General features: G+C 55.2%; 24 protein-coding genes. 14 read left to right on the plus strand and 10 right to left on the minus strand.

Features of this window, described 5'->3' with window-relative positions; all coding sequences use genetic code 11:
* Positions 1–891 carry an oxygen-dependent coproporphyrinogen oxidase gene (gene hemF / locus C8N36_RS15120; RefSeq protein ID WP_097805522.1) on the plus strand — a complete coding sequence of 297 codons (891 nt, stop codon included), beginning with the start codon at positions 1–3 and terminating at the stop codon, positions 889–891.
* Positions 892–894: 3 nt separating this feature from the next.
* Here hemF and C8N36_RS15125 read toward each other — a convergent pair whose 3' ends face one another.
* Together C8N36_RS15125 and C8N36_RS15130 are read right to left on the minus strand one after the other, a co-directional pair.
* Positions 895–1,437: a pseudouridine synthase gene (locus C8N36_RS15125; RefSeq protein WP_097805523.1), complete on the minus strand. Its 543-nt coding sequence runs from the start codon at positions 1,435–1,437 to the stop codon at positions 895–897.
* Positions 1,434–1,886 (minus strand): nucleoside deaminase, encoded by a 453-nt coding sequence (locus tag C8N36_RS15130; protein ID WP_097805524.1) that lies wholly within the window; start codon positions 1,884–1,886, stop codon positions 1,434–1,436. Before C8N36_RS15130 ends, C8N36_RS15125 begins: the two co-directional genes overlap by 4 nt.
* A 44-nt stretch (positions 1,887–1,930) precedes the next feature.
* On the opposite strand from C8N36_RS15130, the gene C8N36_RS15135 reads away from it, so the two are divergent.
* The 7 genes from C8N36_RS15135 to C8N36_RS15165 all read left to right on the plus strand — a co-directional run bounded on the left by C8N36_RS15135 (position 1,931) and on the right by C8N36_RS15165 (position 8,608).
* Positions 1,931–2,917 carry a pseudouridine synthase gene (locus C8N36_RS15135; RefSeq protein ID WP_097805525.1) on the plus strand — a complete coding sequence of 329 codons (987 nt, stop codon included), beginning with the start codon at positions 1,931–1,933 and terminating at the stop codon, positions 2,915–2,917.
* A 75-nt stretch (positions 2,918–2,992) separates the two neighbouring features.
* Positions 2,993–3,190 carry a hypothetical protein gene (locus tag C8N36_RS15140; RefSeq protein WP_097805526.1) on the plus strand — a complete coding sequence of 66 codons (198 nt, stop codon included), beginning with the start codon at positions 2,993–2,995 and terminating at the stop codon, positions 3,188–3,190.
* A gap of 77 nt (positions 3,191–3,267) precedes the next feature.
* Positions 3,268–4,032 (plus strand): hypothetical protein, encoded by a 765-nt coding sequence (locus tag C8N36_RS15145; protein ID WP_097805527.1) that lies wholly within the window; start codon positions 3,268–3,270, stop codon positions 4,030–4,032.
* A gap of 197 nt (positions 4,033–4,229) precedes the next feature.
* On the plus strand, positions 4,230–5,108 hold the full coding sequence (locus C8N36_RS15150) for a 5-bromo-4-chloroindolyl phosphate hydrolysis family protein (protein WP_097805528.1): 879 nt from the start codon (positions 4,230–4,232) through the stop codon (positions 5,106–5,108).
* Positions 5,109–5,134: 26 nt separating this feature from the next.
* The gene (locus C8N36_RS15155; RefSeq protein ID WP_097805529.1) at positions 5,135–6,331 is read left to right on the plus strand and encodes a toxic anion resistance protein; all 1,197 of its coding nucleotides are present in this window, start codon (positions 5,135–5,137) and stop codon (positions 6,329–6,331) included.
* Between the two features lie 5 nt (positions 6,332–6,336).
* Positions 6,337–7,314, plus strand: a complete 978-nt coding sequence (locus tag C8N36_RS15160) for a DUF2927 domain-containing protein (RefSeq protein WP_097805530.1) — start codon at positions 6,337–6,339, stop codon at positions 7,312–7,314.
* 184 nt (positions 7,315–7,498) lie between these two features.
* Positions 7,499–8,608 carry an SPFH domain-containing protein gene (locus C8N36_RS15165; protein WP_097805531.1) on the plus strand — a complete coding sequence of 370 codons (1,110 nt, stop codon included), beginning with the start codon at positions 7,499–7,501 and terminating at the stop codon, positions 8,606–8,608.
* Here C8N36_RS15165 and C8N36_RS24190 read toward each other — a convergent pair.
* Complete coding sequence (locus C8N36_RS24190; protein WP_170125884.1) at positions 8,580–8,753, minus strand: hypothetical protein; 174 nt, start codon at positions 8,751–8,753, stop codon at positions 8,580–8,582. The genes C8N36_RS15165 and C8N36_RS24190 overlap by 29 nt on opposite strands.
* Positions 8,754–8,827: 74 nt before the next feature.
* Here C8N36_RS24190 and C8N36_RS15170 point away from each other — a divergent pair, with 74 nt between their 5' ends.
* Positions 8,828–9,952 (plus strand): TFIIB-type zinc finger domain-containing protein, encoded by a 1,125-nt coding sequence (locus tag C8N36_RS15170; protein WP_097805532.1) that lies wholly within the window; start codon positions 8,828–8,830, stop codon positions 9,950–9,952.
* Between the two features lie 11 nt (positions 9,953–9,963).
* Positions 9,964–10,407, plus strand: a complete 444-nt coding sequence (dtd, locus tag C8N36_RS15175; RefSeq protein WP_097805533.1) for a D-aminoacyl-tRNA deacylase — start codon at positions 9,964–9,966, stop codon at positions 10,405–10,407.
* A 15-nt stretch (positions 10,408–10,422) separates the two neighbouring features.
* Here the strand turns inward: dtd and C8N36_RS15180 are convergent, their stop codons facing one another.
* The 6 genes from C8N36_RS15180 to C8N36_RS15205 form a co-directional block, all read right to left on the minus strand.
* The gene (locus C8N36_RS15180; RefSeq protein ID WP_176527107.1) at positions 10,423–11,604 is read right to left on the minus strand and encodes an HlyD family type I secretion periplasmic adaptor subunit; all 1,182 of its coding nucleotides are present in this window, start codon (positions 11,602–11,604) and stop codon (positions 10,423–10,425) included.
* Entirely contained in the window at positions 11,604–13,799 is a 2,196-nt protein-coding gene (locus tag C8N36_RS15185; protein WP_097805535.1) for an ATP-binding cassette domain-containing protein, read from the minus strand. Before C8N36_RS15185 ends, C8N36_RS15180 begins: the two co-directional genes overlap by 1 nt.
* A 20-nt stretch (positions 13,800–13,819) precedes the next feature.
* The gene (locus C8N36_RS15190) at positions 13,820–15,145 is read right to left on the minus strand and encodes a TolC family protein (RefSeq protein ID WP_097805536.1); all 1,326 of its coding nucleotides are present in this window, start codon (positions 15,143–15,145) and stop codon (positions 13,820–13,822) included.
* A gap of 98 nt (positions 15,146–15,243) precedes the next feature.
* Positions 15,244–19,332 (minus strand): Ig-like domain-containing protein, encoded by a 4,089-nt coding sequence (locus tag C8N36_RS15195; RefSeq protein ID WP_097805537.1) that lies wholly within the window; start codon positions 19,330–19,332, stop codon positions 15,244–15,246.
* A gap of 193 nt (positions 19,333–19,525) precedes the next feature.
* The gene (locus tag C8N36_RS15200) at positions 19,526–20,617 is read right to left on the minus strand and encodes a Gfo/Idh/MocA family protein (protein ID WP_097805538.1); all 1,092 of its coding nucleotides are present in this window, start codon (positions 20,615–20,617) and stop codon (positions 19,526–19,528) included.
* A gap of 11 nt (positions 20,618–20,628) precedes the next feature.
* Entirely contained in the window at positions 20,629–21,330 is a 702-nt protein-coding gene (locus tag C8N36_RS15205) for a GntR family transcriptional regulator (RefSeq protein ID WP_097805539.1), read from the minus strand.
* A gap of 83 nt (positions 21,331–21,413) precedes the next feature.
* Here C8N36_RS15205 and C8N36_RS15210 point away from each other — a divergent pair, with 83 nt between their 5' ends.
* The 4 genes from C8N36_RS15210 (at position 21,414) to C8N36_RS15230 (ending at position 25,596) form a co-directional block, all read left to right on the plus strand.
* Positions 21,414–22,568 (plus strand): LLM class flavin-dependent oxidoreductase, encoded by a 1,155-nt coding sequence (locus C8N36_RS15210; RefSeq protein WP_110767918.1) that lies wholly within the window; start codon positions 21,414–21,416, stop codon positions 22,566–22,568.
* A gap of 121 nt (positions 22,569–22,689) precedes the next feature.
* Positions 22,690–23,577, plus strand: coding sequence for an aldo/keto reductase (locus C8N36_RS15215; protein WP_097805566.1), 888 nt, complete (start codon positions 22,690–22,692; stop codon positions 23,575–23,577).
* Positions 23,578–23,598: 21 nt separating this feature from the next.
* Positions 23,599–24,102 carry a flavin reductase family protein gene (locus C8N36_RS15220; RefSeq protein ID WP_097805541.1) on the plus strand — a complete coding sequence of 168 codons (504 nt, stop codon included), beginning with the start codon at positions 23,599–23,601 and terminating at the stop codon, positions 24,100–24,102.
* Positions 24,103–24,285: 183 nt separating this feature from the next.
* On the plus strand, positions 24,286–25,596 hold the full coding sequence (locus C8N36_RS15230) for a cytochrome-c peroxidase (protein ID WP_245910852.1): 1,311 nt from the start codon (positions 24,286–24,288) through the stop codon (positions 25,594–25,596).
* Between the two features lie 6 nt (positions 25,597–25,602).
* Here the strand turns inward: C8N36_RS15230 and C8N36_RS15235 are convergent, their stop codons facing one another.
* Entirely contained in the window at positions 25,603–26,061 is a 459-nt protein-coding gene (locus tag C8N36_RS15235; protein WP_097805544.1) for an NUDIX hydrolase, read from the minus strand.
* Between the last annotated feature and the right edge of the window lie 796 nt (positions 26,062–26,857).

A 26,857-nucleotide genomic window follows, 5' to 3' on the forward strand; every position in this document is an offset into this window, starting at 1 on the left:
ATGACCGAGACATTTACCGCTGAAAAATCCCGCGCCAGCGCATGGTTTCACCAATTGCGTGATGAAATCGTCGCAAGCTTTGAGGCGCTGGAAGACAGTCATTGCGAAGGCCCCTTTTCAGACCAGTCAGCGGGACGCTTTGAAGTCACACCAACGACACGCACATCCGATGATGGTTCAGACGCCGGCGGCGGTTTGATGAGCGTGATGCGCGGCGGCCGGGTGTTCGAAAAAGTCGGGGTTAATATCTCGGCGGTGCATGGCACTTTGGGGGCGGCGGCGCAAAAGGCCATGGCAGCACGCGGCGTTCCGGGAATCGCGGAGAACCCGCAATTCTGGGCCAGCGGTATTAGCCTTGTGGCGCATATGCAAAATCCGCATTGCCCGGCGGTTCATATGAATACGCGCATGTTCTGGACGCCCAATGCATGGTGGTTTGGCGGCGGCTCCGACCTTAACCCCTGCCTTGAATACGACGAAGACACCGTCCATTTTCACGGCGCGCAGCAGGCCCATCTCGACCCGCACGGAACCGAGCTGTATCCCGAACTGAAAAAATGGGCGGACGAATATTTCTATATACCGCACCGCAACCGGGCGCGCGGCGTTGGCGGTATATTTATGGACGACCGAAATACCGGCGACTGGGAAGCGGACTTTGCTTTGACCCAAGATATTGGCCGTGCCTTTTTGCCAGCATATGTCCCGCTGATCGAAAAGCGCCGCAGCCTGCCCTTTGGCGAGCCTGAGAAAGACGCGCAATTGATACATCGCGGTCTCTATGCGGAATACAATCTGGTCTATGATCGCGGCACCAAATTCGGTTTGGCCACCGGTCACGATGCAAATGCTGTTTTGATGAGCCTGCCGCCCATGGCAAAATGGGTTTAACCGCTAAATCTGACGCCATTCGCCGGACGTCAAACCACTGACATCCCATTCACCTACCGACCAGCGCACCAACCGCAAACAGGGCAACCCGACATGGGCTGTCATGCGGCGCACCTGACGGTTTCGTCCCTCGGTGATCACCAGTTTGACCCAAGAATCAGGCACCGTTTTGCGAAACCGCACCGGAGGCGTCCGAGACCAAAGATCAGGGGGCGCGATTTCTTCTGCCTGCGCGGGTCGGGTCATCCCGTCTTTCAGCTCTATTCCTTCGCGTAAGGCATCAAGCTGAGTTTGGCTGGGCGTGCCTTCAACCTGAACCAGATAGGTCTTGGGCTTCTTGAATTTGGGGTGGGCGATTTTGGCCTGAAGGCGGCCATCATCCGTGAGAACCATCAAGCCTTCGCTATCGCGATCCAAGCGTCCCGCCGGATAGACCCCAGCGAGATCGATGTAGTTGGACAGGGTTTCGCGCGGGCTACCTTCGGTGCCTTTGTCTGTGAATTGGGACAACACACCAAAGGGTTTGTTGAACAAGATCGTGGTCATGATCGACGCTCCGCAAAGAAATCCCGCAGCAAGGTGGTTGCCGCATCCGCCGAAATTCCATCAAATAATTCAGGCGCATGGTGGCACTGTGGATGGGAAAACACCCGTGCCCCCTGCTCAACACCGCCGGATTTAGGATCGGCCGCGCCGTAATACAGCCGCCCTATGCGGGCGAAGGAAATCGCACCCGCGCACATCGGACAAGGCTCAAGCGTTACATATAGATCATGCTCTGGCAGTCGTTCGACTCCTAGCGCAGCGCAGGCGGCGCGGATTGCCAAAACTTCGGCATGTGCGGTGGGATCACTCAATTCACGCGTCCGGTTTCCGGCCTGCGCAATTACAGAACCATTTGGGGATACGATCACCGCACCGACAGGAACCTCGCCACGTTCGGCGGCATTTTGCGCTTCGCGCAGGGCAATATCCATATGGCTACGAAAGGTCATAGCGCCCTATAGCGTCTGCGTCGCAAATGGGCTAGACGCGCAGCATGACAAAATCCAACACACCTGAGCCCACATCAACTTCCGCGCCCAAAGGCGATCGTATCGCCAAGGTCATTGCCCGCGCAGGCATTGCCAGCCGCCGCGACGCTGAAAAGATGATCGAAGACGGCCGTGTCGAGGTCAATGGTGAGGTGATTACCCGCGCCGCGCTCAACGTGACCGAAGCCGATAGTATCAGTGTGGATGGAAACCTGTTGGACGCCCCAGAAGAACCGAAGCTGTGGCTGTATCACAAGCCCACCGGTCTGGTGACAACCAACAAGGATGAACAAGGCCGCGAGACGGTTTTTGATGCTCTGCCGGATACGCTGCCACGCGTCATGACAGTTGGTCGGCTTGACCTCAATTCCGAAGGCTTGCTGCTGTTGACCAATGACGGTGACGTCAAGCGCAAGCTTGAACTGCCCTCGACCGGCTGGCTGCGCCGCTATCGTGTCCGGCTTAACGGTCGCCCTACGGATGAGGTTCTTGAACCCTTGCGCAAGGGGATTGTGGTGGACGGGCAGCGTTTTCAACCGATGGAGGTCACAATTGACCGCCAGCAGGGCGCAAACGCATGGCTGACCATCGGCCTGCGCGAAGGAAAAAACCGTGAAATTCGCCGCGCGCTGAATGACGTGGGTCTCTTTGTGAACCGGCTTATCCGCATTTCCTATGGCCCGTTCCAATTAGGCCAGCTGAAACAGGGCGAAGTGGAAGAAGTGCGCCGTAAAATCGTTCGCGACCAGTTGGGTCTTGCGTCTGAAGCACCGACAGGGACAGCAAAACGTGCCGTCAAACGCACCCGCCCCGGCGGCAAGCCCGGACCTGCGGGCAGATCCCCGTCGGGAAAGCCGCAAACCGGTAAATTTGACAGCAAACGTCCGGCATCATCTGCAGGCCGCGGGCCGGACAATGGCCCTGAAAGAAATTCGGGAAAGAAACCCGGAAATCGCCCGACAAAGGGGCCCGGACCACGCCGCACCCGTTAAGGTGCCGTTAACGTATCCAGAAGTTACCCGCGTTCTGCCCTGATTTCGCCCGGATTCGGCGGCAAATCTAAACGCATGATTATAACGCTCTTAGCTCTTGCGACTCTTGTTGCCACGATGTTCCTGATTTTGGGCAACCTGCGGGTGGTGGCCCGAGACACCTACGATGTCCTCGCCAATTTTACCCAACGCGCTCAGGCCGAAGGCCAGCTGGTGCCAAGTCTGGCATTTGGCGCATTGTGGTTGCTGATCTTTGCGTTGAGCTGTTTCTAACGGAGAGTGCGATGCGAAGTGCGAGACATCACCAAAACCAAGTCCGGGATCCAAGTTTTGATTCAGGCTTGAACGTCATGTTTCTGGCGGCTTTCCCACTGGTCTTGTGGCTCTTCCAAGGGTCTTTGCTTGGGATTGCCACAGCGCTTTTGCAAATCGGCATGTTTTCAATCGCACTAAGGCTGATCTCTCGTGGTCAGGAAATTCACCGCAGTTATAACTTGGCACAAGTGGCCACACCGCCCAGATTGCCTCGCAAATTGATGGGGTCGGTTTTAATCGGGATCGTCGTCGTGATTTTGGCTGGGCATCACTTTGTGTCGTTGGCCCTGCCTGTTGCCCTGGGCTTTGCCGCTATGGGGCTAAGCATTGCAGCCTTTGGAATGGACCCGCGCAAAGCCAAGGGCGTCGACGACCCTGCGCTGATCAATAAGCTGGCAGCTGAACACGCATGGGACAATGCCGAAGACACTTTGTGCCAAATCACCGATCGCGTTTCACTGTTAGAAGACGCGGATTTGACGCGGCAGGCCGAAGCCGCACGCAGTATTGTCCTTCGCTTGATGCGGACGTTTGGAACCCAGCCACAAGATGTCAGGCGCATCAGCAAACTGGTCGACAAATTCACTGAAATCATGCGCAGCGAAGTGGACAGGCTCGCGGCGGAATGGGATGGCGACAATTACCTTTATGCGCGCAAACGCTATGTGCTCAAAATTGATACCCTGAGACAAAGTTTCGAAAGCCATGCCCGCGCGGGCAGCGAACGAAGTGGCCGCGACTCCTTCGACTTTGAGGCAGACCTGCTTTTGGATCGAATGCCGCGAGAATCGGCAGCCTGACGCCCAAGTCTCGGGTCTGATGCTGCCAAGCCCCAGTTCCCCCTAGCAAAGGCCCTGCTTTGCACCTAAGTTGCAATGCGATAACCAGACAAAACCAGGGGGGTCTATGTCCGGAAATGGCTTGCAAAAGCTTAGTTATATTTTGTTGATTGTTTTGCTCTTCGGTCTGTCGACCGGATGGCTTGGAGGGCTTTGATATGGCCCAGCGATTTGGTGGCCAGCACAGCCCCGATGGCGGCCAATCTGGCCCCAAGCCCAAGGGAGCATACCACAAAGCAAAGGTGAAACCCGCTGGTGCGCGGTCGAACGTCTTGTTTGTGCCGCCCGTTGTCTTGGCAGCTACGTCCATCACGGATGGCGCAGTTGGTATGGCTATTGGTCTGGTGGGTGCCGGTGTTTTGATCCTTGGCGCATGGCTATTGCGCGAAGGTTTGAATGCCGAAGCCGCCTATGATGAACGCAAGGTCGCGCGCAGGCCCGGATTTCCACGCAAAATCGCTGCGGCGGTCTTGTGCGGCCTGGGCGCAGCAATTGCGGCCTATAGTTCGGAGCCGGGTTTGGTGGCACCTTTGATCTTTGGCGGAGCTGCAGGTGCTCTGCACCTTGGGGCGTTTGGTGTTGATCCCCTCAAGGACAAGGGCATGGAAGGCATTGATACCTTTCAGCAAGACCGCGTTGCCAAAGTCGTGGATGAGGCCGAGGCCCATCTGAATGCGATGAGCGATGCCGTGAAGCGCGCCGGAGACCGACAGGTTGAGGCGCGGGTTGAACGCTTTCAGGTCAAGGTGCGCGAAATGATCCGCACAGTCGAAGAAGACCCGCGTGATCTGACCGCAGCCAAGAAGTTCTTGGGCGTCTATTTGATGGGGGCCCGCGATGCTGCGGTCAAGTTCTCGGATATCTATGCGCGCAACGAAGATGCTCAGGCGCGCAGTGATTTCATGATGCTTTTGACCGATCTTGAAGAGACATTTGGCAAGAAGACCCAAAAACTCCTTCTGGATAACAATGCCGATTTATCGGTGGAAATTGATGTGCTGCGGGAACGGTTGCAGCGCGAAGGTGTACGCCTTTAAAGGCGCTTTATTAAATAGGGGATCCCATGTCAGAGAATGTTCGCAAACAAGCCGAAGAGGCGCTGGCCTTGGTCGATGAAGTCAACGCAGTGATTCTGCCCGATCCGGGCGACGCAAATGCGATCGTTCCTTTGGCCGAAGCCGCACCAGCGGTTGGCGAAGAAATTCGTACCCGCATGGACGAAATCGATATGGGTGACACCAATTCGATCGTCTCGTTCGGATCTGCCGCCCAAGCAGAATTGCAAGAAATCAGCCAAGCCATGCTGACCGATGTGCGCAACAAGGATGTTGGGCCCGCCGGCAATGGTCTGCGCGACATGGTCACCGCAATCCGTGGCTTTTCGGTGTCTGAACTGGATGTTCGCCGCGAGCGCACGTGGTGGGAGAAACTGCTGGGCCGCGCCGCACCTTTTGCAAAGTTCACCGCACGTTTTGAAACAGTTCAGGGCCAGATCGACGATATTACCGATGATCTGCTAAAGCACGAACATACACTGCTCAAAGACATCAAATCGCTTGATCTGCTGTATGAAAAGACCCTTCAGTTTTACGACGAGCTGGCTTTGTATATCGCTGCCGGTGAAGAAAAACTGAAAGAGCTGGATGAAAATGCCATCCCTGCCAAAGAAGCCGAAGTACAAGCAGCAGCCGAAAACGATCAGGTTATGGTCGCCCAAGAGCTGCGCGATCTGCGGGCCGCGCGTGATGATCTGGAACGCCGGGTACATGACCTTAAACTGACTCGACAGGTCACCATGCAAAGTCTGCCTTCGATCCGCTTGGTTCAGGAAAATGACAAATCTTTGGTCACCAAGATCAACTCGACACTCGTCAACACTGTTCCACTTTGGGAAACACAGCTGGCACAGGCCGTGACCATTCAACGCTCTGCCGAAGCTGCAGTCGCCGTACGCGCTGCCAATGATTTGACCAATGAATTGCTGACCTCGAACGCGGCCAATCTACGCGATAGCAACAAGATCATTCGCGAAGAGATGGAGCGCGGTGTCTTTGACATCGAGGCTGTGAAGCAAGCAAACGCTGATCTGATCGGCACTATTCAGGACAGCCTGAAAATTGCTGACGAAGGCAAAGCGCGCCGCGCCAAAGCCGAAGAAGAGCTCAAGAAAATGGAAAGCGAACTACGCGACACGTTGGCCTCAGCCAAAGCACGCAAAGACGGTGTGGGCGATAACGCTGCCACCGCTGTTCCGGGCTAAATCAGTTGCGTCGGCGCGGGTATTTCACCGCCCTTGCGGCTTTGATTGGTGTCACATCCTTGGTGGGATGTGACGTATCTTCGCTTGCGCCGCGCAAAACATCTGTGTCTCCGGCGGCCCGTCCCGCCGGACTGGCTCCGGTTCCTACAGCAACACCTGCCGTCAGAGCGCCGGTGCAACCCTCGGCTGCCAGCCGCGAATTGACCGAGTATTACGCACGTGTCCAAAATGACCTTTTGGTTCGCGGATTGCTGCGCACGGACGGCGGTGGCCCCGACACGATTTTTACCGATACCATGCTGGTGCGTAATTTTGAGCAAATCGCACTTGCCGAAGAATATGAGCGCGGCGCTGGTTTAAAACCTTCATCCGGTGCGGCCAGTGCGGTCAAAAAGTGGACCAAACCGATCCGTATGGTCACTGAATTTGGCGCTGGTGTACCAAGAGATCAGATCACCGAAGATCATGGGCGGGTGACACGCTACGCAGCGCGGCTTTCTCGCGTGACCGGCCACCCGATTGAGATGGTGACAAGCGGTGCCAATTTTCATGTGTTGTTTATGTCCGAAGATGACAAAGACACAATCGCGCCGCGTATTTTGCAGATCGTTCCCGATGTGAACCCTTCAGCCTTACAGGTTTTTGACAACCTTCCAAGGTCGATCCACTGCCTTGTTGTGGCCTTTTCGGACACGCCGAACGGCTATGACTACGGCCAAGCCATTGCAGTTGTACGCTCTGAACACCCTGATCTTTTGCGCAGATCCTGCATTCATGAAGAAATCGCCCAAGGTCTGGGACTGGGCAATGATGATCCGCGCGCGCGCCCGTCGATTTTCAACGATGACGATGAATTTGCGTTATTGACCGAACACGATGAAATGCTTTTGAAAATCCTCTACGATCCCCGGTTAAAGCCCGGAATGACCCGCGCCCAAGCCCGCCCGGTTGTGATTGAACGCGCCAGCGCGCTGGTTCCCTGATTTATGGACCTTTGCCCTTTGGCAAACAAAAACCTGATCAGGTGGACTGGTTTTAAGGCATGGACGGCCTTAGATGGCACTTTAATCAGCCTTTTCCCCCAAGAACTTTGACAAGTGACGGTAGAAACCACCGCCTTGAATGGTTATCTTTGCGCTATCAACGACCCAAAAGGGACCGAGTTTCATGGGCATTTTCGATTTTCTTTCCGGCCAATTTATTGACGTCATCCACTGGGTGGACGATACGCGCGACACGATGGTGTCGCGGTTCGAACGCGAAGGCCACGAGATCAAATATGGCGCAAAGCTAACTGTGCGCGAAGGTCAGGCGGCTGTATTTGTACACGAAGGCCAGATGGCTGACGTGTTCACACCCGGCTTGTACATGTTGGAAACCAACAACATGCCGATCATGACCTCTTTGCAGCACTGGGATCACGGCTTTAGCTCTCCGTTCAAATCAGAGATCTATTTCGTAAACACCAACCGTTTCACCGATTTGAAATGGGGCACGAAAAATCCGATCATGCTGCGCGACCCCGAATTTGGTCCGACACGTATCCGTGCCTTTGGCTCCTATACCATCAAAGTCACTGACCCCGCCCTGTTCCTGACCGAGATTGTCGGAACAGACGGCGAATTCACCATGGACGAGATCAGCTTTCAGATCCGCAACATCATTGTTCAGGAATTCAGCCAAGCGATCACAAAGGCAGGCATTCCCGTCTTGGATATGGCTGCGAACACCGGCGAAGTCGGCAAGCTTATTGCCAAAGCGATCAGCCCGACAATTGCGCAATACGGGCTTGAACTCCCGGAATTGTATATTGAAAATATCTCGCTTCCACCTGCTGTTGAAAAAGCGCTGGACGCCCGCACATCGCGCGGTATCGCAGGCAACCTTGACGATCATATGAAATGGAAAGCAGCCGAGGCCATGGGCCAAGGCGGTGCGATGGATCAATCAATGGGAATGGGATTTGGTGCCGGTATGGGCATGAACATGGCCGGTCAAATGGCTGGCGCGATGGCCCCTGCCGGTCATGCCCCGCAGGCTGCGGCCCCTATGGCCCCTCCGCCGCCACCGGTTGAGCACGTCTGGCATCTTGCTGTTAACGGTCAAACATCAGGCCCGTTTTCCAAAGCAGATCTGGGCCGCATGGCCAGTTCAGGTGAGATGACCCGCCAAACCAATGTTTGGACAGCTGGTCAGGATGGCTGGAAGAAAGCAGAGGATGTTCAGGAGTTGGCGCAGCTGTTCACCATCATGCCGCCGCCACCACCACCAGCATAACGATTTTGGGCACAGCGGCGGGTACACAATCCGCCGCTGTGCCCGTCCAGTTCGGTTTTCGGGATTTCAAATGGCCCGTTTCACAGGTTGCATCCCAATCGTGCAACCCATTTTGATCAATCTCTCTAATTTCAGAATTATTCACACCTAAGACTCCCTTCTCCAAGGTATCGGGCGTAGCATGTGCGAAAACCCCTTGATCGCGTCTTAAGAGTTCAAATGTCCGAGATTCCTCCCCCCCCCGAAATGCCAAAGACCGCTCAAGAAGAGCATCGGTTTCCTTGCGACCAATGTGGGGCGGACTTTCGATTTGATCCCAAAGCCGGGCAGTTGATATGTGATTTTTGCGGCAACACGTCTGATGTCGTCGAAAGCGGACCTTGGAAAGGCGGGATAAAAGAACTCGATTTCCAAGCTGCTATGAACAACCTGTTGCCCTTGCAGGAAATCGAAGAGACCCGCGTTTCGAACTGTCCAAATTGTGCCGCTCAAGTGGAATTTGACCCGAACGTCCATGCCGCTGAATGCCCGTTTTGCGCAACTCCCGTAGTTACAGATACCGGCTCCCACCGCCACATCAAGCCAAAGGGCCTTCTGCCTTTCAGCCTAAGCGAAGCGACGGCCCATGAGGCCATGAACAACTGGCTTGGCGGTTTGTGGTTCGCGCCAAACGGGCTTCAAGCCTACGCGCGCAAGGGGCGCAAAATGAACGGGGTCTATGTGCCCTATTGGACCTATGATGCCGACACCAAGTCGCGCTATTCGGGCGAACGCGGCACCATCTACTATGAAACCCGCACCGTGGTGCGCGATGGCGAAACCAAGCAAGAACGCGTTCAAAAGATCCGGTGGTCGCCGGTGTCAGGTCGGGTCGCCCGCTTCTTTGATGACGTGCTTGTGCTTGCGTCAAAGGCGCTGCCCAAGAAATATACCGATGCACTGGAACCTTGGGACCTGACCGAATTGGAGCCCTATAGCCCAGAATTTTTGGCGGGCTTTATGGCCGAAGGGTATCAGGTCGATCTGGATGCTGGCTTCAACGAGGCGCGGACAATTATGGACCGGCAAATCCGTCGCGATGTAAAATTCGATATCGGTGGCGATAGGCAGCGGATTCACGGGCTGGATACAGCCGTCTCGGATGTGACCTTCAAGCACATTTTGCTACCGGTCTGGATGGCGGCCTACAAATACCGCAACACAACCTACCGGTTTGTCGTGAACGGCCGCACGGGACGGGTTCAAGGCGAACGCCCTTGGTCCGCATGGAAGATCACCTTTGCTGTTGTTGTGGGGCTGCTCGTTGCCGCTGGCATCGGTTATGTGATCGCAACAAATCAGTAAGAGGCAGAGCTATGCGTGCAATATTGCAACGGGTCACACAGGCCCGCGTCGACGTGGACGGCGAAACGATTGGCGAAATTGGCGAAGGCCTGCTGATCTTGATCTGCGCCATGCAGGGCGACACGCAAGCGCAGGCTGACAAGCTGGCGGCAAAGATCGGCAAGTTGCGGATTTTCAAAGACGAAGACGGACGGATGAACCGATCCGTCAAGGATATCGGCGGCAGCGCCCTGATCGTCAGCCAGTTCACCCTTGCCGCCGATACTTCGCGCGGCAATCGCCCGGGATTTTCAACCGCCGCCCCACCTGCCGAGGGGGAGGCCCTGTATGAATATTTTGCAGATCAAGTGGCTGCGCAAGGCATGCCAGTGGCCAAGGGGCAATTTGGTGCGGACATGAAAGTCCATCTGCTAAACGACGGTCCCGTAACTATTTGGATGGACAGCGAGACCTAGTCCTTGACCCACGCCCTATGGCTCTCGGAAGGCTTCGCGCGATTTGTAGAGCGGCTTGAGCAAGTATTGCAAAATCGTCTTTTCACCCGTGTGCAATTCGGCCTGCGCCTGCATACCCGGACGGATTTCCATCGCGGCCTGACGGTCAGTCATGGACGCCATATCCACACGGATTGATACCTTGTAGTGGGTCTCTGTCTCGGGCCGCCGTTCATCCTTGAAGGTATCGGCTGAAATGACATCGACACGCCCCTTTAGGGTGCCGTAGATCGTATAATCATAGGCAGTCAGCTTGATCGTAACCTCTTGGCCCGGACGAATGTTGGCGATGTTCTCGGGCTTGACCTGCGCTTCGACAAACAGCTCTTCGTCCAGAGGAATAATTTGTAAAATCTCTTCACCCGGACGGACAACTCCGCCAATCGTCGTGACACTGAGATTGTTGACGATCCCGTGCATCGGCGATTTCAAAACGGTGCGATTCAGCTGATCCTGAGACGCCTTCAAATTCTGTTGCAGCGTCGCCAACTCTTTCAGAGTTTCAGAAAATTCCTCAGCGCGGGCCAAATCGGTCTGCGTGACGATGTCGTCATACAGTTTCTTGGCATCCGCCTGCGCCTTGCGGGCCCGCGTTACCTCAATCAGTGCGACCACCTTCTTTTTCAGAAGGTTCTCCATCAAATCAAGCTCGCTTTGCGCTTGGTTCAACACACTGCGCGCACCGCTACTGCGGCTGACAAAGTCCGAGTGACGGGCCATTAACAATGCCCGCTCTGATGCCACCATCTGCGGCGACCGCGTCGCCAAAGATGCGGGGACGTCAAATGTCGACGCCCCCGCCAGTTCGGCCTCGAGCCGCAGGCGGCGGATCTCGAGGGCGGTAATTTGGTCACTCAGATCATCAACCGAGCTTCGAAATTGGGTTCCATACAAGCGGGCAAGTACATCGCCGCGTAAAACTTCGTCACCTTCTTTGACAAGAAGTTCGGACAAAATTCCGCCTTCAAGGTTCTGGATGATTTGCGGGCGCGAAGATGAAATCAATTCCCCTTCGGCACGCACAATTTCATCAACCCAGGCAAAAGAGGCCCAGATGACAAAGGCCCAAACAGTGATCGCACAAAGCCAGATCGTCATCGATGGCCCGTTCATATCCTTGGACAATTGCGCCGCAAGGTTGGTTGAAGACACAGCCATTATGCAGCTCCCTGTCCGGCAGTACGCAGATGATCAAGAACTTGGTCACGTGGCCCATCAATGGCCATTCGACCGTTGGCAAGAACCATAGTCCGCGACGCCAGTGACAAAATCGGCACCCGGTGCGTAGCAATAACCGCAGTCCGACCTTCCAGCCAAACCTCCAACCGGGAAATCAGCGTCTTTTCAAGGTTCTGGTCTAGTGCTGCTGTTGGTTCATCCAACAGGCAAATGTCCGGATCTTGCAGCCACAGCCGGGCCCAGCCGATGCTTTGGCGTTGGCCAACAGACATGCCTTCGCCGCCATCGTGGATATCCAGATCCAACCCCTTCGGGTGTGACTTTACAAACTGGCCAAGCCCCGCAAAATCCAATGCTTCAAACAGGCGATCATCATTGCGTTCGAGCAAATTCAAATTGAGGTTGTCGCGCAGGGTTCCGTGAAACAGACGCACGTCTTGGCCCAGATAGCCAATCGTCCTGCGCAAATCACGCGGATCAATCTGCGACATCTCTGTTCCGTCGATGGTCAGCTTGCCGCTGGATGGTGCATACAGGCCAGTCAGCATTTTCAACAAAGTTGATTTGCCCGACCCGTTCGCGCCAAGCACGGCCAAAACCTGTCCGGCTGGAATTTTCACAGCCTGCAAGTCGAGCACCGCAGCGCCTTCGGGATCATACCGATAGGTGGCATCGCGTAGCTCAAATTCCCCACGAAGCGTTTCGCGGCGCAGATATGTGCGTTCTGTGGACCGGTCTGAATCGACATGGGCAATTGAATCCAATCCGTCCAGCGCACCTTTGACATTGCCCCAACGGGCCATAATTCCGGACAGTTGCGTCAAGGGGGCCAAGGTCCGTGAACTCAAAATACCCACAGCGATAATGGACCCGACGGTGAATTCACCTGCAAACACCAGATAAGTGCCGGTAATCACCGCGCCAACATAGGTCGCTTGCTGAATGCCTTGGCTCCAAAACGTCAGGGACGCCGCAAGTTTGCGTTGTTCGGATGATTTGAGCGCCTGAACCGCAACCAACTCTTCCCACGAGCGCGCGAAGCGGTCTTCGGCACGCTGGGTTTTGATCGTGTCCAGCTCCACCACAACCTCTTGCAGCAAGCGAGACTGCTTGGATGATGCGCCCTGCATTTCTTGCGTGAGGCGGATCATCTTTTTCTGCATCAAAAAGCCCGGAATAACCATCAGGACGCCGCCTGCGATCAAGACCCAAACCACCGACCCTGCGATGGACCAAACCAAGGCGAGAAAGACAAAGATAAACGGGATGTCGGCCAACGACCCAACGGTCGAAGCGGTAAAAAATTCCCGTACGGATCCAAATTCACGCATCGCAGAAAACAGCTGGGATGGAGACCGCCCTGCAAGATCGGACCGCATGCCAAGCAGCTTGTCCATCAGGGTCTTTTGAACCCCAAGCTCGATTTGGCGCCCTGCCCCATCCAGCAATTGCGACCGCGCCACCTTTAAAAAGGCCTCAAGCAACAAGGCCATACCGGCACCTGCCGCCAGCACCCATAGCGTCGCTTCGGACTGATGCGGAATCACGCGGTCATAGACCTGTAACGAGAACAGCGCGACAGAAACAGCCAACAGGTTCGCAACAAAGGAGCCCAGCGCAACTTCGCCAAAGTGGCGTGAAAACCGTTTGAATTGCCCCCAGAACCAATGGGATTTTTCATCGATGCTGGCATGGGATTGAGACAATGCTTGAACCGGCGCTTCGGCCCGGAGCAACTGCCCCGAAAAATACGGTCCGAATTCTGCAACCGCGACCTCGGATCGCATATCTGTACCGGTTTCGTCATAGATGGTCAGGCCGCCGTCCTGCTGGCCAAGAACCAGGACAGTCTGGCCATTCGTCATCATGGCGATCGCAGGCCAAAGTGTTGGAACCAGACTGTCGGGTTCCTCCAACTCTGCGATCAATCCAGCCGCTTCGAGGCCCGCTTTCATCGCCACGGCATCGTAACTATCGTAGCACCCGGCTTCGCGGGCCAATGCCTCAAGCACGTCCGGACGGCGGGCTTCGACACCTAACCGACCCGCCAGCATGCGGATCATGTCAGCGCGCGACGTTGCCTTCTCTGAATACAGCGAACTACGTTTCAAACCGCTGGGTGTTGCGCCTGCAGGCACGGCCTTTAGAACCGCCTCTTTTGCACGGTCGGCCATTCGCAATATCTGGGGCGTCGTCAAATCTGCGCCCCTTCTGCAAGACCGCCGCGCAGCCGGGCCAGTTCCAGCTCGGCCCGCTCGGCCTTATATTTCAAATCAATCTCACGCACGAGCGCCGCCGCATAAGTTTCAAACACACCAACTACATCCATTACCTGACGTTGCCCGCCGTCATACTGTGCCTGAAACAGATCAAGGTTCACTTTGGCCTGTTTGGTCAGGGTTTTTGCCTCGCCAATTTGGCGGGTAAAGGCTTCAAGCTTGCGCGATTGGGCGGCAATCTCGCGCGCGGCGTCTTCGCCAGCCTCAGCAACACGGCGATCTGCCGTTTCTTTGCTAATGTCCAACGCCTCGAATTCAGCCGATGTGCCAAGGCTAAACAAGGTATCGATGGTCACATCAATTCCGACCGATGGATCACTGCTGCCACCGGATGCATTGGCATAGAGCCCCGGCAAATGGCCCGCTCGGGCGATTTTTGACTCGGCGATTGTGCGTTCGCGTTCGCCTTTGGCACGCAAGACACCCAGAACGTCGGCTGACGTCTCGGCGCGCAAGTCGCCGACGCCGCGCAAGTCATCTAGATTTCGGGAGGACATTGCATTCAGTTCAGCCATCGCGGTTACCGTGGCCTCTTGGGCTTCGCTAGAACGTGACCGCAACGTGGCAATCTTTTGCTGCACGATATTCAGATCCGACATGTCCGATATGCCGCCGTTGACCCGTTCTTGCATCACCCATTCAAAGTGCCGCATTTCCTTGATGGCAATCTCGGAATGCTGGGTGATGGCCCGGTTCCGTTCGGCCGTCAGATAGAGCGACAGCGCATCATGCACGCGGTCATTTCCGTCCTCAACCAAGGTCACCGCCGCCAGTTCAACATTTGCTTTTGCAAGATCGCGTTCCGCCTTCTTGCGGCCATTGTCGAAAATTACCTGATTGATCACCAGATCCGCCACAAAATCGCCAAGCGAATTGAGCGACACGCTGGGGCCAATGCTTGGCAACCAATTGTACTTGGAGGCTTGCTCACGCAGTCTTGCGACCCGCAATTCTGCTTCTGCCACGCGGGCATCTGATGCCATCACGGCATCGGCAACACGGCTATAGGGCGTTCCGGATATCAAGAGTGATGGCCGGGACTGCAACGCGCGTATAATTTCAGAGGCGTCCGAGGCTCGGACAACCGCCTTTTTGGGTTTGGGTGCTGCAGATACACTTGTCCCGGCAGCCGTTTGTGGTTCGGCCCCCTTGAAGCGAGAGACAACGCCCTCACCCATATCTGTCATGCATCCAGGCAACATCGCGACAGCGATGATCAAGCCCAGACTCCGCCTGCTCATACTCATAGTCGTGCCCCCGTATCGGCGCGAATTCATTATTATCGTTTTTCGGGATCTGGGGCCCGGTTCAGCCGGGCCTCCAGACGTCTTACTGGTACTTAGACGACACCTGTCGACACATTGGTGATGTCGTCGTCAATCAACAAAGTCGCATCGCCGAGGGTAAAGACGTTGAACGTCTCGGAACCCTCTGTGTGCGTACCGGATGCCGTTGCGCCGATGATAGTAACACTGTCATCCGCACCACCATGCACAACCAAAGTGTCGGTGTTGGACGACAGCGCGGTCAACTGCGCTTCGGTAATAGTCAAATGGCTGTCTTCCGCGAACTCAAGATCGATGGTTTCGATATTGAAATCGGACAAAGTCGACGCCAGCGCATCCGTCATCGTGACTTCGGAGGTCGCTGGATCATCGGTCACCAAATACGAGCCGGACACATTGCCGGCCTCATCGGTTTGCGACAATACCAGATGCGTTCCATCGGGCACAGCATCAGCGAATGTGTGGAAGGTCAGATCCAGCGCATCAACATCCACCTGACTGTCCAAAGCAACATCAACCACGCTTGGGTTCGCGCCCTCGCCATCGACAACACGGCTGATTTCAACTGAATCATCGCTGATCTCGGTCCGGATCTGATCGACACCTTCGTGGTTGCGGCCATAACCTTCCCAAGCAAGCTGATCAGGTGCAACTGTATCAACCATGATGTCTTCGGTGGTTGATAGTGTGTTACCTGCCAGATCGGTTGCAGCAATCGTTGCAACCTGAACACCGGTTCCGGACTGGATCGAACTAGGCGGAATATCTACGCTCCACGCGCCATTGGCAGCGACGATGGCCGTATGAGCCACACCGCCAAAGGTCACAATCACGGTTGAACCCACCTCGACCTCACCTGTCATGGTAAAGCCTTGGGTTGCTTCCTCGGCGTTGATCACGTCATCTGCAGTCGTCGGATCGGGTGATACAGCCAGATTATTCACCAGCGTATCAACCGCAAAGTCGACACTGGTTTGCTCAGTGTTGCCAGCGACATCGGTGGTGTAGATCGTGGCTGTTTCGTTGGACTCGCCAGAAGGCACTTCGCTCGCCGTAAAGCCGACCGACCAGTTTCCGCTAGCATCGACCGTGGCCGACCGAGTTACCCCGTTAAAGGAAACTTCCACTGTGCCGCCCGGTTCCGTTGTGCCTGACAAGCTAAACCCGTCAGCAGCTTCGGCTGCGTTGATGACATTGTCACCTTCTACAGATTCAGCGCTGGTCGCAAAATTGCGGACTTCGGTGTCAAACTGCAATGTGTCCGTACGGGTCAGGATGTTCCCAGCCGTGTCAGTGGTCGTTGCAGTGATATCGGCTGTGTATGTTCCTTGAGGAATTTCGCCAGCTGCAAAAGGCGCAATCCAAACGCCGCTTGCGTCGGTTACAACCGAATGGGTCACCCCGTTCATGGTCACGTCAACAGTCTGGAACGGTGTCGATGTACCGGTCAGGATTACCCCATCCGACGCCTCGACAAAGTTGACCATATCGTCACCTTCGACAGGGTCCGCACTGATCGTCAACAGCCCTGCGTCCGTATCGATCACGACGTTTTGGGTGATCGTTTCAGAGTTTCCGGCCAAATCGGTAGAAACTGCGGTCATAGTGAGCGTCTGCTCGCCACTCGGCAATTGAGCCGCCGTGAAATTTGCAGTCCAGCTTCCGTCTGCCGCGACAGTGGCCGCAACGGTTACACCCGCCAAAGTCACCTGAACGGTGCCGCCCGGTTCGGTTGTGCCTGTCAGTGACAGCCCTTGCGCCGCTTCGTCAGCGTTGATTACACCATCAGCACCACCAGGTGTTGAGGTGAAGTTGAAGTTGCGCACCAATGTGTCAACATCCACAGAACCGGTTGCAGTGGCAGTGTTGCCCGCCGCATCCGTTGCAACCGCCGTTACCGTCTGCGTGCTTTCACCGGTTGGAATGTCAGCGGCCGCAAACGATGCCGTCCAGCTGCCATCTGCAGCAACAACCGCAGCCTGCGTGACAGTGCCCATGGTCACTTGTACCGAAGCACCGGCCTCGGCTTGGCCTGTCAGGACCACACCATCGGCGTGTTCTGCCGCGTTTACGACCCCGTCGCCTTCGACCGTATCTGTCACAACCGACACATTTGTTTCTGTGTCGATGTTGATTGACCCATTGGCTGTGGCAGTGTTGCCCGCTAAATCCGTCGAAACAGCGGTCACATCCAGAGTGGTGGTCCCAGTGGGCACCGAAGCGGCCGGAATCGTCACGCTCCAATTGCCCGAAGCATCCACGGTTGTGTTCAAAACAGTACCCGCAACGGTAACCGCAATCGAAGATCCGGCTTCACCCACGCCATTCAAAACAACACCGTCGGCGCGTTCTGCTGCGTTTACGATACCGTCGCCTTCGACATTGCCTGTCGCCATGGCAATCTCGTTTTGGGTGTCGATGTTAACGTCACCCCAAGTCGTCGCAACGTTGCCTGCCAAATCTGTCGATGTCACTGCAACTTCAGCAACAGTGGTGCCCGCAGGCAAGAAGCCCGCGCCCACATCAACAGTCCAGCTCCCGTCGTCAGCAACGGTGGTGGTCCATGTGTTGCCGTCGATCTCAACCTCGATCGCGGAACCAGCTTCGCCGGTTCCAACCAAGGTGACAGTTCCGCCATGCTCAACAGCATTCACGGTGCCATCACCACCCGCCGTAGAGGTGTCCACGGTCACAGCAGCTTCGGTATCGACGTCAAATTCGTGGGTCATGGTTGAGATGTTTCCAACCAGATCGGTTGAAACAATCGTCGCCATTGTCGAATATGTGCCCCCAGCCAACATGCTGGAATCGAAAGTAACGCTCCAGTTCCCGTCGCCATCGACGGTCACAGACTGCATTTGACCCTCGATGGTCACTTCAACGGTAGATCCGGCCTGACTGGTTCCTGTCAGTGTGACGCCCGCAGCATGTTCACCTGCGTTGATCAGATCATCCCCTGTCAGCGGGGCATTGCTCAGACCAATTTCGTTGACAGTATCGACCCGAATTTCTTCGTTGATTGTGGTCGAATTGCCAAAGCTGTCGGTCGCAGTGATCACAACCGCTTGAACATATTCACCCGCGGGCAAAACTGTTTCGTCAAACGTAAATGTCCACAATCCGTCTTCGCCAACAGTGATGGTTTCAACATGCTCGCCGATTGTGACGGTCAAGGTTGAACCCGCTTCAGCGGAGCCCGAAAGCTCAACACCATCCGCGTGATCATCTTCGTTAAACAAATCACCCGTCGACACCGTGCCTTCAACAGCCTCAACTGCTGGTGGTGTTGTGTCGATCTCAAAGGATGGCCCCCCCAGCTCGGTCACTTCTCCGGCAGGGTTGGTCACCACAACGGGGACATTTGTATAGACGCCATCGTCCGGGAAATCTTCGCCTTCAAATACGGCTTCCCACGTTCCATCCTCGCCTATATCCGTGGACACGGTGTCTTCGCCAATCGTCACGATAACTTCGGATCCAGGTTCGCCCGTGCCGGTGATCGTGATGGACGGCTCGTCATCACCGCCAAACTCATAACCTGCTTCGGGGTCATCGACGTTCGGGACAATAGGTGTCGATCCGCCGCCACCGCTGCCGCCGCCATCATCTCCGCCACCGGCTGCCAGTAGCGCCGCGGTCCCAAGACCAACCGCACCAAGACCGGCACCGGACATGCCAAGTCCGGCCGCGCCCAAAAGGCCGGCCCCAAGCATGCTTACTTCTTCGTCTTCGGGATAGAACGCACCATCCAAAGCGACCTGCGGCTCGTCCACAAAGATCAATTCGTCAGTCGGGCTCCATTTACCCCAAGTCTCGGTCGGGCCGTATTGGGCAAACAATGCGCCGCCATCGGCCTCGACAAGGCTGACTTGATTAAGCTCGCCGTTGGCGCTCAGGAAAAGGCGGCTTCCGCCCCCGTCTTCCGAGAAATACTGTTCAAGAACGATCACCCGGCCATCCGCCAAAGTAATCAAAAGATCATCTGCGGCGCGATCATAGCCGCCCAGTTGTGATCTGTCCAAGTTAAGGGAAATATCGCGTCCATTGCCAGCATCAATGAGGAAACCCTCATTTTCTCCACCAACAGAACCACGTTCAACTGCACCCACACGGGTGCGCACCACGAAATCGATCGCGCTCATGAAAACACCGCTTTACCTCTGTGTGACCTATTATTTTTTTTTGGTCACTTATTTTGCTCTGCCCAAGAAATAACTCAATCTCATGTCTGAGGCTAGGAAGAATCTTGAGAAGGCCGCGAAATCTTGGGGTTAGAGGCCGAATCGGCGCAATTTAGACCGGTTCCTGTGGCAAAAAAGCGGCAATCTCAAACGATCAAAGGATTACACTTGCGCCGGTTCGGGCAGATTTTTGGGCGGCGTGCCCCATCCGAACAGCCCATGCACCATCTTCCAAACTGACATCAGCCTGACCTTCGCCGCGTACAACTGCCAAAAATTTCTGGTGCTGATAAAATGTCGATCCATTGTGGTCGCCAGCCTGAAGCAGCCTGTCTTCGACCGGGATTTCCAGCGCGACCGGACCGGGTGGGTTGCGAGGGCTAATGACGACTTGTGGCGTTGGAGGGGCACCCAAGTGTTCTGGCCAGAACCGGCCCGGCCCCGGAACCTGAGCTTCAATTTTGCCCTTTGGTCCGACTGCGCTCAGCTCTTCTTGGAACCGCGCGCCTTCCGCGAACATGCACAGTTCCAGCATGGCACGCGCACCATTGGCGAAATCGACAATCACGTATCCACTGTCCCAGATATCCGGAACTTCTCCGTCATAGGTTTCATCCAGATGGTTCACCGCCTGACCTGCACTGGCCATCACGCGGACCGGATCGGATTTCAAAGCAAAGCGCATCAAGTCAAAGAAGTGACAGCATTTCTCCACCAAAGTGCCACCGGTCTTGTGATTGAACCGGTTCCAGTCCCCCACTTTGGTCAGGAATGGAAAGCGGTGTTCGCGGATCGTCAGCATTTTGACACCGCCGGTGGCCTGCTCCAGCTGCTCAAGAAATTTGGCAACCGGAGGCATGTAGCGGTACTCCATCGCGATCCAGATTGGCGCCGGATATGTTGTTTTGATCGCGTCGATCCGAGCAGCGTGATCCGGATCCGTATACAATGGCTTTTCCATCAACAGCGGCAGAGGTCGGCTTTGTGCGATTTCCTCAAGCTGATCAATATGTAGATAGTTGGGACTAACCACCAAAAGACAATCCAAATCCGGCTCGGCCAACAAGTCATTAATAGATTCAACAAACACTGCATCTGGCGCGATTTCTTGGGCGCGGGCGGCCATTTCGGAGTCTGGCTCAAAGATTGCATGAACACGGGCACCGTCCAGCAAAGCGATATTGCGCAAATGCTCGCGCCCCATCATGCCGCAACCAATGACGCCGTAATTGAGGGTCTTTTGCATGCTTTTCTGCCTTATCTTAACCGTGATACATAGGTGGCCACGTTGGTGTCGATCCAACCGCGTGAAACTTCGACACGGTTTCCGTCTGCTGTCAGGCTGACCCGCGTCGCCAGCAATGCTGGCACACCGGACTGTTGCCCGAAGTCATTCGGGGCCCAGTCGGGAACCGCGCTAACTGAGAATCTGTCCTCTGCCGACGTGATCCACAGCCCCAGTTTTTCTCGGTAATACAGGTATAGGGATTCAGACAGATCAGCTTCGGAAACATCCGCCGCGCAATCTGCATCCAGCCAAATTTCTTCAACCACTGCTGGCGTACCGTTTAACCGGCGCAAACGTCTTATGCGATACGCTTCCGAGTTGGTCCCGAACTGCGGTAGGTCGGCAGGTTTCCCAACCCGCTCGACAGATAAAACATCAGCCGTTGGCAGGCCGCCACCGTCAAGCAATTCGACACGAAAAAACGTATATACTGACTGAACATCACTGCGGGCACGAATATAGTTGCCGGACCCTTGAATGCGTTCCAGCAGACCTTTTTCAGTTAAATCCGCCAGTGATTTACGCAATGTCCCGACCGAAGTTCCAAGCTGCGCGGCATAGTCTCTCTCTGGCGGCAGGCGCTCTCCGTCCGCCAGTCGTCCGGCATTTATCTCACGGATCAACATCTCGCTGATTTGCAAATAAAGCGGCAGGGAATGTCGGTCTCTCATCAGATGGCTTTCAAAATTGATCCACCATTGATTTACTTAAAATCGAGTGCTACGCAAGAGAAAATGCATGGGAGGTGCACCTTATGACAATCGTGCCAATCACGTCGCCCGATCTGGATGCGGCAGAAGTATCCTGGTTCGCCGCGCTTTGCTCGGATGACTATGAGTTCCTAGGGGTTCCAGACGGAAAACTAAGGTCCAGCTGGGCGCATTGTTCCAGCATCGTCAAAGAGGCCGAGGCGCAGGGGTTTCGCAACATCTTGTGCCCGTCATCCTATCAAGTTGGCCAAGACACCCTTAGCTTTGTCGCAGGATGCGCCCCGATTACAGACAAGATCAACATGCTGGCCGCCGTGCGCTGCGGTGAAATGCAACCCATTATGCTGGCCCGCACCATTGCGACCTTGGATCACATGCTAGAAGGGCGACTAACGGTAAACATCATCTCGTCGGACTTTCCGGGCGAAAAGGATGACAGCAAATATCGCTACCAGCGGTCGCGCGAAGTGGTCGAAATTCTCAAGCAGGCGTGGACGCAAGACAAGATCAATCACCACGGTGACGTGTATAACTTTACCGACATGGGTGTTGATCCGGTTGTGCCTTATCAGACCGGCGGGCCGTTGTTGTATTTCGGTGGTTACAGCCCGGATGCGTTGGATCTGTGCGGCGAGCATTGCGACGTCTACTTGATGTGGCCGGAACCGAAAGAACAGCTTGCCGAACGTATGAAAGCCGTGCACGCCGTGGCCGAGAAATATGGCCGCACCTTGGACTACGGTTTGCGTGTGCACTGCATTGTGCGCGACACCGAAGCCGAAGCACGGGAATACGCGCAACACATCGTGTCCAAGCTGGACGACGACAAAGGCTCCGAAATTCGCGACCGCGCCCAAGACAGCATTTCCCTAGGTGTCTCCCACCAAGCCAAAAACCGCGAACTGGCTGACATGGAAGGTTTTGTCGAGCCAAACCTGTGGACGGGCGTAGGACGGGCGCGATCAGGATGCGGTGCCGCGCTGGTAGGATCAACCGATCAGGTGCTGAGCAAGCTGGAAGAGTATCAAAAGATGGGCATGCGGGCCTTTATCCTGTCTGGATACCCACATATCGACGAATGCCAACACTTTGGCCAAAAGGTTTTGCCGCAGATGAAAACCTGTTCACTGCCTGAGGCCTATGGACGTGTTCCAACATCCGCGCCCGCAACGCCTTTGGCCGCGGGGCCCCGCCGCTAATTCCCGCAAGCCCTTGACACCCGCCGGTATCGCCACAGTTGAACCACTTCGACGAACGCGATATCGGGCACACATTAGACCCAAGATGACTGCCGAGCAGACCGGCACGACGGAGACCAAAATGGACCGCATCAAACTTAACGACGCGTTGGACGTAAGCCGCCTTGTCTATGGCATGTGGCGTATTGGTGATGACGCCGACACCAGCACCGCCCATGTCCAAAACAAGATTTCCGCCTGTCTGGACCAAGGCATCACAACGATGGATCAGGCCGACATCTATGGCGGATATGAGGCCGAAGAAATCTTGGGCAATGCCCTGACACCCGGCCTTCGCAATCAGATCGAAATTGTCACAAAATGCGATATCGTCGCCCCTGCGGGCCGGTATGCCGATGCAAAGGTCAAGTACTACGACACCAGCCGCGCTCATATTTTGGCCTCGGTTGAACATTCGTTGCGGTTGATGAAGACGGACCATATTGACCTTTTGTTGATCCACCGCCCCGACCCGTTGATGGACCATCACGAAACCGGCGCAGCGCTGGACGATGTCATCGCCAGCGGCAAAGTTCGCTCGGTCGGCGTTTCGAATTTCCGCCCTTATGACTGGGATCTGCTGCAATCGGGCATGAAAAACAAACTCGTCACAAACCAGATTGAGATGAGTTTGCTCTGCCATGAACCGTTTACCAATGGCGATCTTGCCCATTTGCAGCGCCTTGCTGTGCCGCCGATGGCGTGGTCCCCGCTGGGTGGCGGTGTCTTGTTTGATAGCGCAATTGCGGCACTGCGCACAAAACTGGCAGAAATCGGTGCTGACCAAGGGGTCGACGTCGCTGCCGTGGCTGTCGCGTGGCTTTTGGCGCACCCTGCCCGCATTCTTCCGGTCCTTGGCACCAACAATCTGGACCGTATCAAACAGATCAGCGATGCTGATCGTGTGACCATGGACCGTGTAACCTGGTACGAGCTGTACACGCTCGCGCTTGGCCACGAAGTCGCCTAGGGTCAAGAGAAAGCAGATCACGTGACCATACAAGCCACCAGTTTTGACCCGGCCCAATCTGATCCCCGCGCGTTTCGCGACGCTTTGGGGCGCTTTGGGACGGGGGTCACTGTGATTACCTGCGCCACGCCGACCGGCCCGATCGGGATCACCGCCAACAGCTTTGCCAGCGTGTCCCTAGATCCGGCATTAGTCCTTTGGTCTCCGGCGAAAAATTCTTCGCGCTATCCGTTCTATGTGGCGGCCAAGCATTTCGCCATTCATGTCCTTGGCGATGAACAACAGCATATTGGCAATGGGTTTGCGCGCTCGGCAGAGGCGTTTGACGGGCTTGATTGGGAAACCAATGCCCAAGGCGTGCCCATCATAAACAACTGCCTGTCCCGCTTTGAATGTGAAACTCATGCGATACATGATGGCGGTGACCATTCCATTGTCGTGGCCAAGGTTTTGCAGGTCTCTACCCGCACAGGCGATCCGTTGATGTTCTTTGGCGGACGATACGGAGCCTTCACCCCTGAGTGACTCGATTCGCACGGGTCGACGTTCTGCTTTTGGAAACAAACGTCCAATATTCACCAAATTGTGGACGGCTCGTGGCGGATGCCCCCCCAAAACGTGACATTTCCATCACTTGCCACAAAAGCAATCCTTGGACACTCTGGGAGAATTCCCAGATAACTTTTTTGTGATCGTTCAGGTGTTCAAATGCGAATTTTTTCAAACCCACTCACCGCCCTCTTTCTTATCCTCGCAATGAACGCAGCCGGATCTGCGCGCTCCGAAACAATGACCGCTGCCGACTTTATCGCCTTTGATGCAACACAGGCAAAGCTTGGCCAGCTTTTGTTTTATGACAAGGCTCTGTCGGGCAATCAGAACATCAGTTGTGGCACCTGCCATCATCATTCACTCGATGGCACCGACGGAATGAGCCTCGGCATTGGTGAAGGCGGTTCCGGCATTGGCCCCAACCGTTCACCAGGCGATGGTGTCACCCGAATTTCGGCACGGATCCCGCGCAACGCACCTGCTCTTTGGAACCTTGGCCACCGCGACGTGCGCGCATTGTTTCATGACGGGCGTGTTGAGGCGACAGACGCAAAGGGAGCCCGCTTTGACACCCCGGCTGGGGCCCGATTGCCTATGGGCTTAAACTCGATATTGGCTGCACAAGCGCTATTCCCCATGAGCTCCGGTGCCGAAATGGCCGGTGCTCCGGATGAAAATCCGGTTGGAGCCGCATTTTCGGATCAAATCGATAAAGGCTGGGACATGGTCGCAAAGCGCGTACATGGCATTCCAGATTATACCCCTGCATTCATCGCGGCTTTCCCGCATGTGAAAAACGTCGAAGACATCACAATCGTAGAGATCGCAAACGCATTGGCCGCCTTTATAGGAAACGAATGGCAAAGCTTTGACAGCCCCTATGACGATTGGGTCAAGCACGGGACCGCCCTACCAGAGGATGCTGAAAGAGGACGCCAGTTGTTTTTTGGAGAAGCAGGCTGCGCCCAGTGTCACAACGGTCCGCTTTTTTCCGATCAGGACTACCATTCGGTAGGAGTGCCAACGTTTGGCCCGGGCCGAGTTGAGGGGCAACGAGACATCGGACGGATGGAGACTACCGGCAATCCTGACGATGCATACAAGTTCCGGACACCTTCCCTCAGAAATGTCGCCTTGAGTGGGCCCTACGGGCATAACGGTGCCTTTCCTACCCTTAAAGACATAGTACGGCACATGGCAAACCCAGCAGTTTCACACGCCCAATGGCAGCCCGACATGGCTGCATTGCCAAAGATCGCATGGCTACAACCTGACGATTTCAGATTGGTTACTGACACTGCTGAAACTTTGCGCATCCTCAGCAATCTGGAAACAACCCAAATCGTCGCGAGTGAGGCCGACCTTGAAGATATCGAGGCATTTCTCAACGCACTTACCGGGCAAACCGCGAAGAAATTGCCATTGGGCCGGCCTTCGGAAGTACCAAGCGGCTTGCCCGTTGATTGATCTGCGCTAGCCCGCTTTCAACAATTCTCGGATTACAGGCTGTTTACGTGGCTTGCGATCCAACGATTTTATCAGTTTAGAAAGTTGCTTTTCATGAACTCGGCGCGCCGCCGATCTAGGAGTGAACCAGCGCCGAGTGCGTTGCTTACGCTCTTTCCAATCACGCTTCATCTTTTCGACAATCATAGGATAGACGCGCACCACACAAGGCAGTTTTGTACCATCGTCCAGTACTTTGATATACTTATAGGTCCCGATCATATCCCGACTGATCCGGCCTTTGATACCTGCCTCTTCCAGCGCTTCGATTGAAGCTGCTTTCCACGGTTTGGTGTCGTCCATTTCCCAGCCTTTTGGAACAATCCAACGGCCTGTGCCGCGTGACGTCACCATCAAAATCTCGAGTTTGCCTTCACCATTCCAGCGCATAGGCAATGCCGCAATCTGTTCGCCTTTTTTACCCATTTTGTCCTCGCACTCGCAAAAGCAAGCTTTTTGTAACCCGCCCCCAAAAGGTTCGCTCCTGCTGACGCGGAGTCTTTGGGGTAAAAACCGTGACTTTGTCCATCGCCAGTCACTCCCTAGAGCCCGACAAAGAAATATTGCTAAACATCTGAACAAGATCAGGATCGCCTGCGGCTCTGTTAGCCGACTTTTGTGCGGTTTTTGGGCGTCCTTCAAGTCGTCAAACAAAATTTCATGGAGACTTTCGCCAAAACAAACCGTTTTTCGGACATTGCCCCCGCTAAAGTGAAGGTTCTGCATCGCTTTCGAAGAAACGTCCAATCGCAACAAAATCGATGGACAAGGCCCCGTCTAATTGAGGGGTCATGGCGGCGAAAACTCGAAGCCAGACCAATTTAATTAGTAACGGACCGAAACCCGCTCAGCGAGCGTCGAAAAGGTACAAATCAAATTATTAGACCGAAGGCGATTGGTGCAAACGGAAGCTTACAAGAGATGAACCGTGTGGTTTGTATATTGCCCGTTCATTCAGGACGGCATTTACTATGTAGCGGTCTAGATTTTCTGCTGAAGAATTTCAGTTGATTCCGGGATCACCCCCGGAAAGGTCTGTTTTTATGTTCAACAATCGTGACAAGTGGAGGGGTTCATTCGGTGAGTTTTAAGAGGCATTCTGCGCGTGCTCGAGAAGAGAGTGGGTTAAACGCCAAAGGCCGCCCGTTGAGGGCGGCCTTTTGGGTATTATTGGTTGCGGGAGTAGGATTTGAACCTACGACCTTCAGGTTATGAGCCTGAC

Origin of the sequence: Pelagimonas varians (genome assembly GCF_003208435.1) — a bacterium.
Classification (GTDB): domain Bacteria; phylum Pseudomonadota; class Alphaproteobacteria; order Rhodobacterales; family Rhodobacteraceae; genus Pelagimonas; species Pelagimonas varians.

What these genes read in the sequence shown, in the direction of transcription:
- C8N36_RS15125 (WP_097805523.1), bottom strand. Translation starts at nt 1,437, where the DNA reads ATGACCACGATCTTGTTCAACAAACCCTTTGGTGTGTTGTCCCAATTC.
- C8N36_RS15140 (WP_097805526.1), top strand. Translation starts at nt 2,993, where the DNA reads ATGATTATAACGCTCTTAGCTCTTGCGACTCTTGTTGCCACGATGTTC.
- dtd (WP_097805533.1), top strand. Translation starts at nt 9,964, where the DNA reads ATGCGTGCAATATTGCAACGGGTCACACAGGCCCGCGTCGACGTGGAC.
- hemF (WP_097805522.1), top strand. Translation starts at nt 1, where the DNA reads ATGACCGAGACATTTACCGCTGAAAAATCCCGCGCCAGCGCATGGTTT.
- C8N36_RS15155 (WP_097805529.1), top strand. Translation starts at nt 5,135, where the DNA reads ATGTCAGAGAATGTTCGCAAACAAGCCGAAGAGGCGCTGGCCTTGGTC.
- C8N36_RS15205 (WP_097805539.1), bottom strand. Translation starts at nt 21,330, where the DNA reads ATGAGAGACCGACATTCCCTGCCGCTTTATTTGCAAATCAGCGAGATG.
- C8N36_RS15145 (WP_097805527.1), top strand. Translation starts at nt 3,268, where the DNA reads ATGTTTCTGGCGGCTTTCCCACTGGTCTTGTGGCTCTTCCAAGGGTCT.
- C8N36_RS15230 (WP_245910852.1), top strand. Translation starts at nt 24,286, where the DNA reads ATGCGAATTTTTTCAAACCCACTCACCGCCCTCTTTCTTATCCTCGCA.
- C8N36_RS15150 (WP_097805528.1), top strand. Translation starts at nt 4,230, where the DNA reads ATGGCCCAGCGATTTGGTGGCCAGCACAGCCCCGATGGCGGCCAATCT.
- C8N36_RS15210 (WP_110767918.1), top strand. Translation starts at nt 21,414, where the DNA reads ATGACAATCGTGCCAATCACGTCGCCCGATCTGGATGCGGCAGAAGTA.
- C8N36_RS15200 (WP_097805538.1), bottom strand. Translation starts at nt 20,617, where the DNA reads ATGCAAAAGACCCTCAATTACGGCGTCATTGGTTGCGGCATGATGGGG.
- C8N36_RS15130 (WP_097805524.1), bottom strand. Translation starts at nt 1,886, where the DNA reads ATGACCTTTCGTAGCCATATGGATATTGCCCTGCGCGAAGCGCAAAAT.
- C8N36_RS15180 (WP_176527107.1), bottom strand. Translation starts at nt 11,604, where the DNA reads ATGGCTGTGTCTTCAACCAACCTTGCGGCGCAATTGTCCAAGGATATG.
- C8N36_RS15135 (WP_097805525.1), top strand. Translation starts at nt 1,931, where the DNA reads ATGACAAAATCCAACACACCTGAGCCCACATCAACTTCCGCGCCCAAA.
- C8N36_RS15190 (WP_097805536.1), bottom strand. Translation starts at nt 15,145, where the DNA reads ATGAGCAGGCGGAGTCTGGGCTTGATCATCGCTGTCGCGATGTTGCCT.
- C8N36_RS15170 (WP_097805532.1), top strand. Translation starts at nt 8,828, where the DNA reads ATGTCCGAGATTCCTCCCCCCCCCGAAATGCCAAAGACCGCTCAAGAA.
- C8N36_RS15215 (WP_097805566.1), top strand. Translation starts at nt 22,690, where the DNA reads ATGGACCGCATCAAACTTAACGACGCGTTGGACGTAAGCCGCCTTGTC.
- C8N36_RS15235 (WP_097805544.1), bottom strand. Translation starts at nt 26,061, where the DNA reads ATGGGTAAAAAAGGCGAACAGATTGCGGCATTGCCTATGCGCTGGAAT.
- C8N36_RS15195 (WP_097805537.1), bottom strand. Translation starts at nt 19,332, where the DNA reads ATGAGCGCGATCGATTTCGTGGTGCGCACCCGTGTGGGTGCAGTTGAA.
- C8N36_RS15185 (WP_097805535.1), bottom strand. Translation starts at nt 13,799, where the DNA reads ATGGCCGACCGTGCAAAAGAGGCGGTTCTAAAGGCCGTGCCTGCAGGC.
- C8N36_RS15165 (WP_097805531.1), top strand. Translation starts at nt 7,499, where the DNA reads ATGGGCATTTTCGATTTTCTTTCCGGCCAATTTATTGACGTCATCCAC.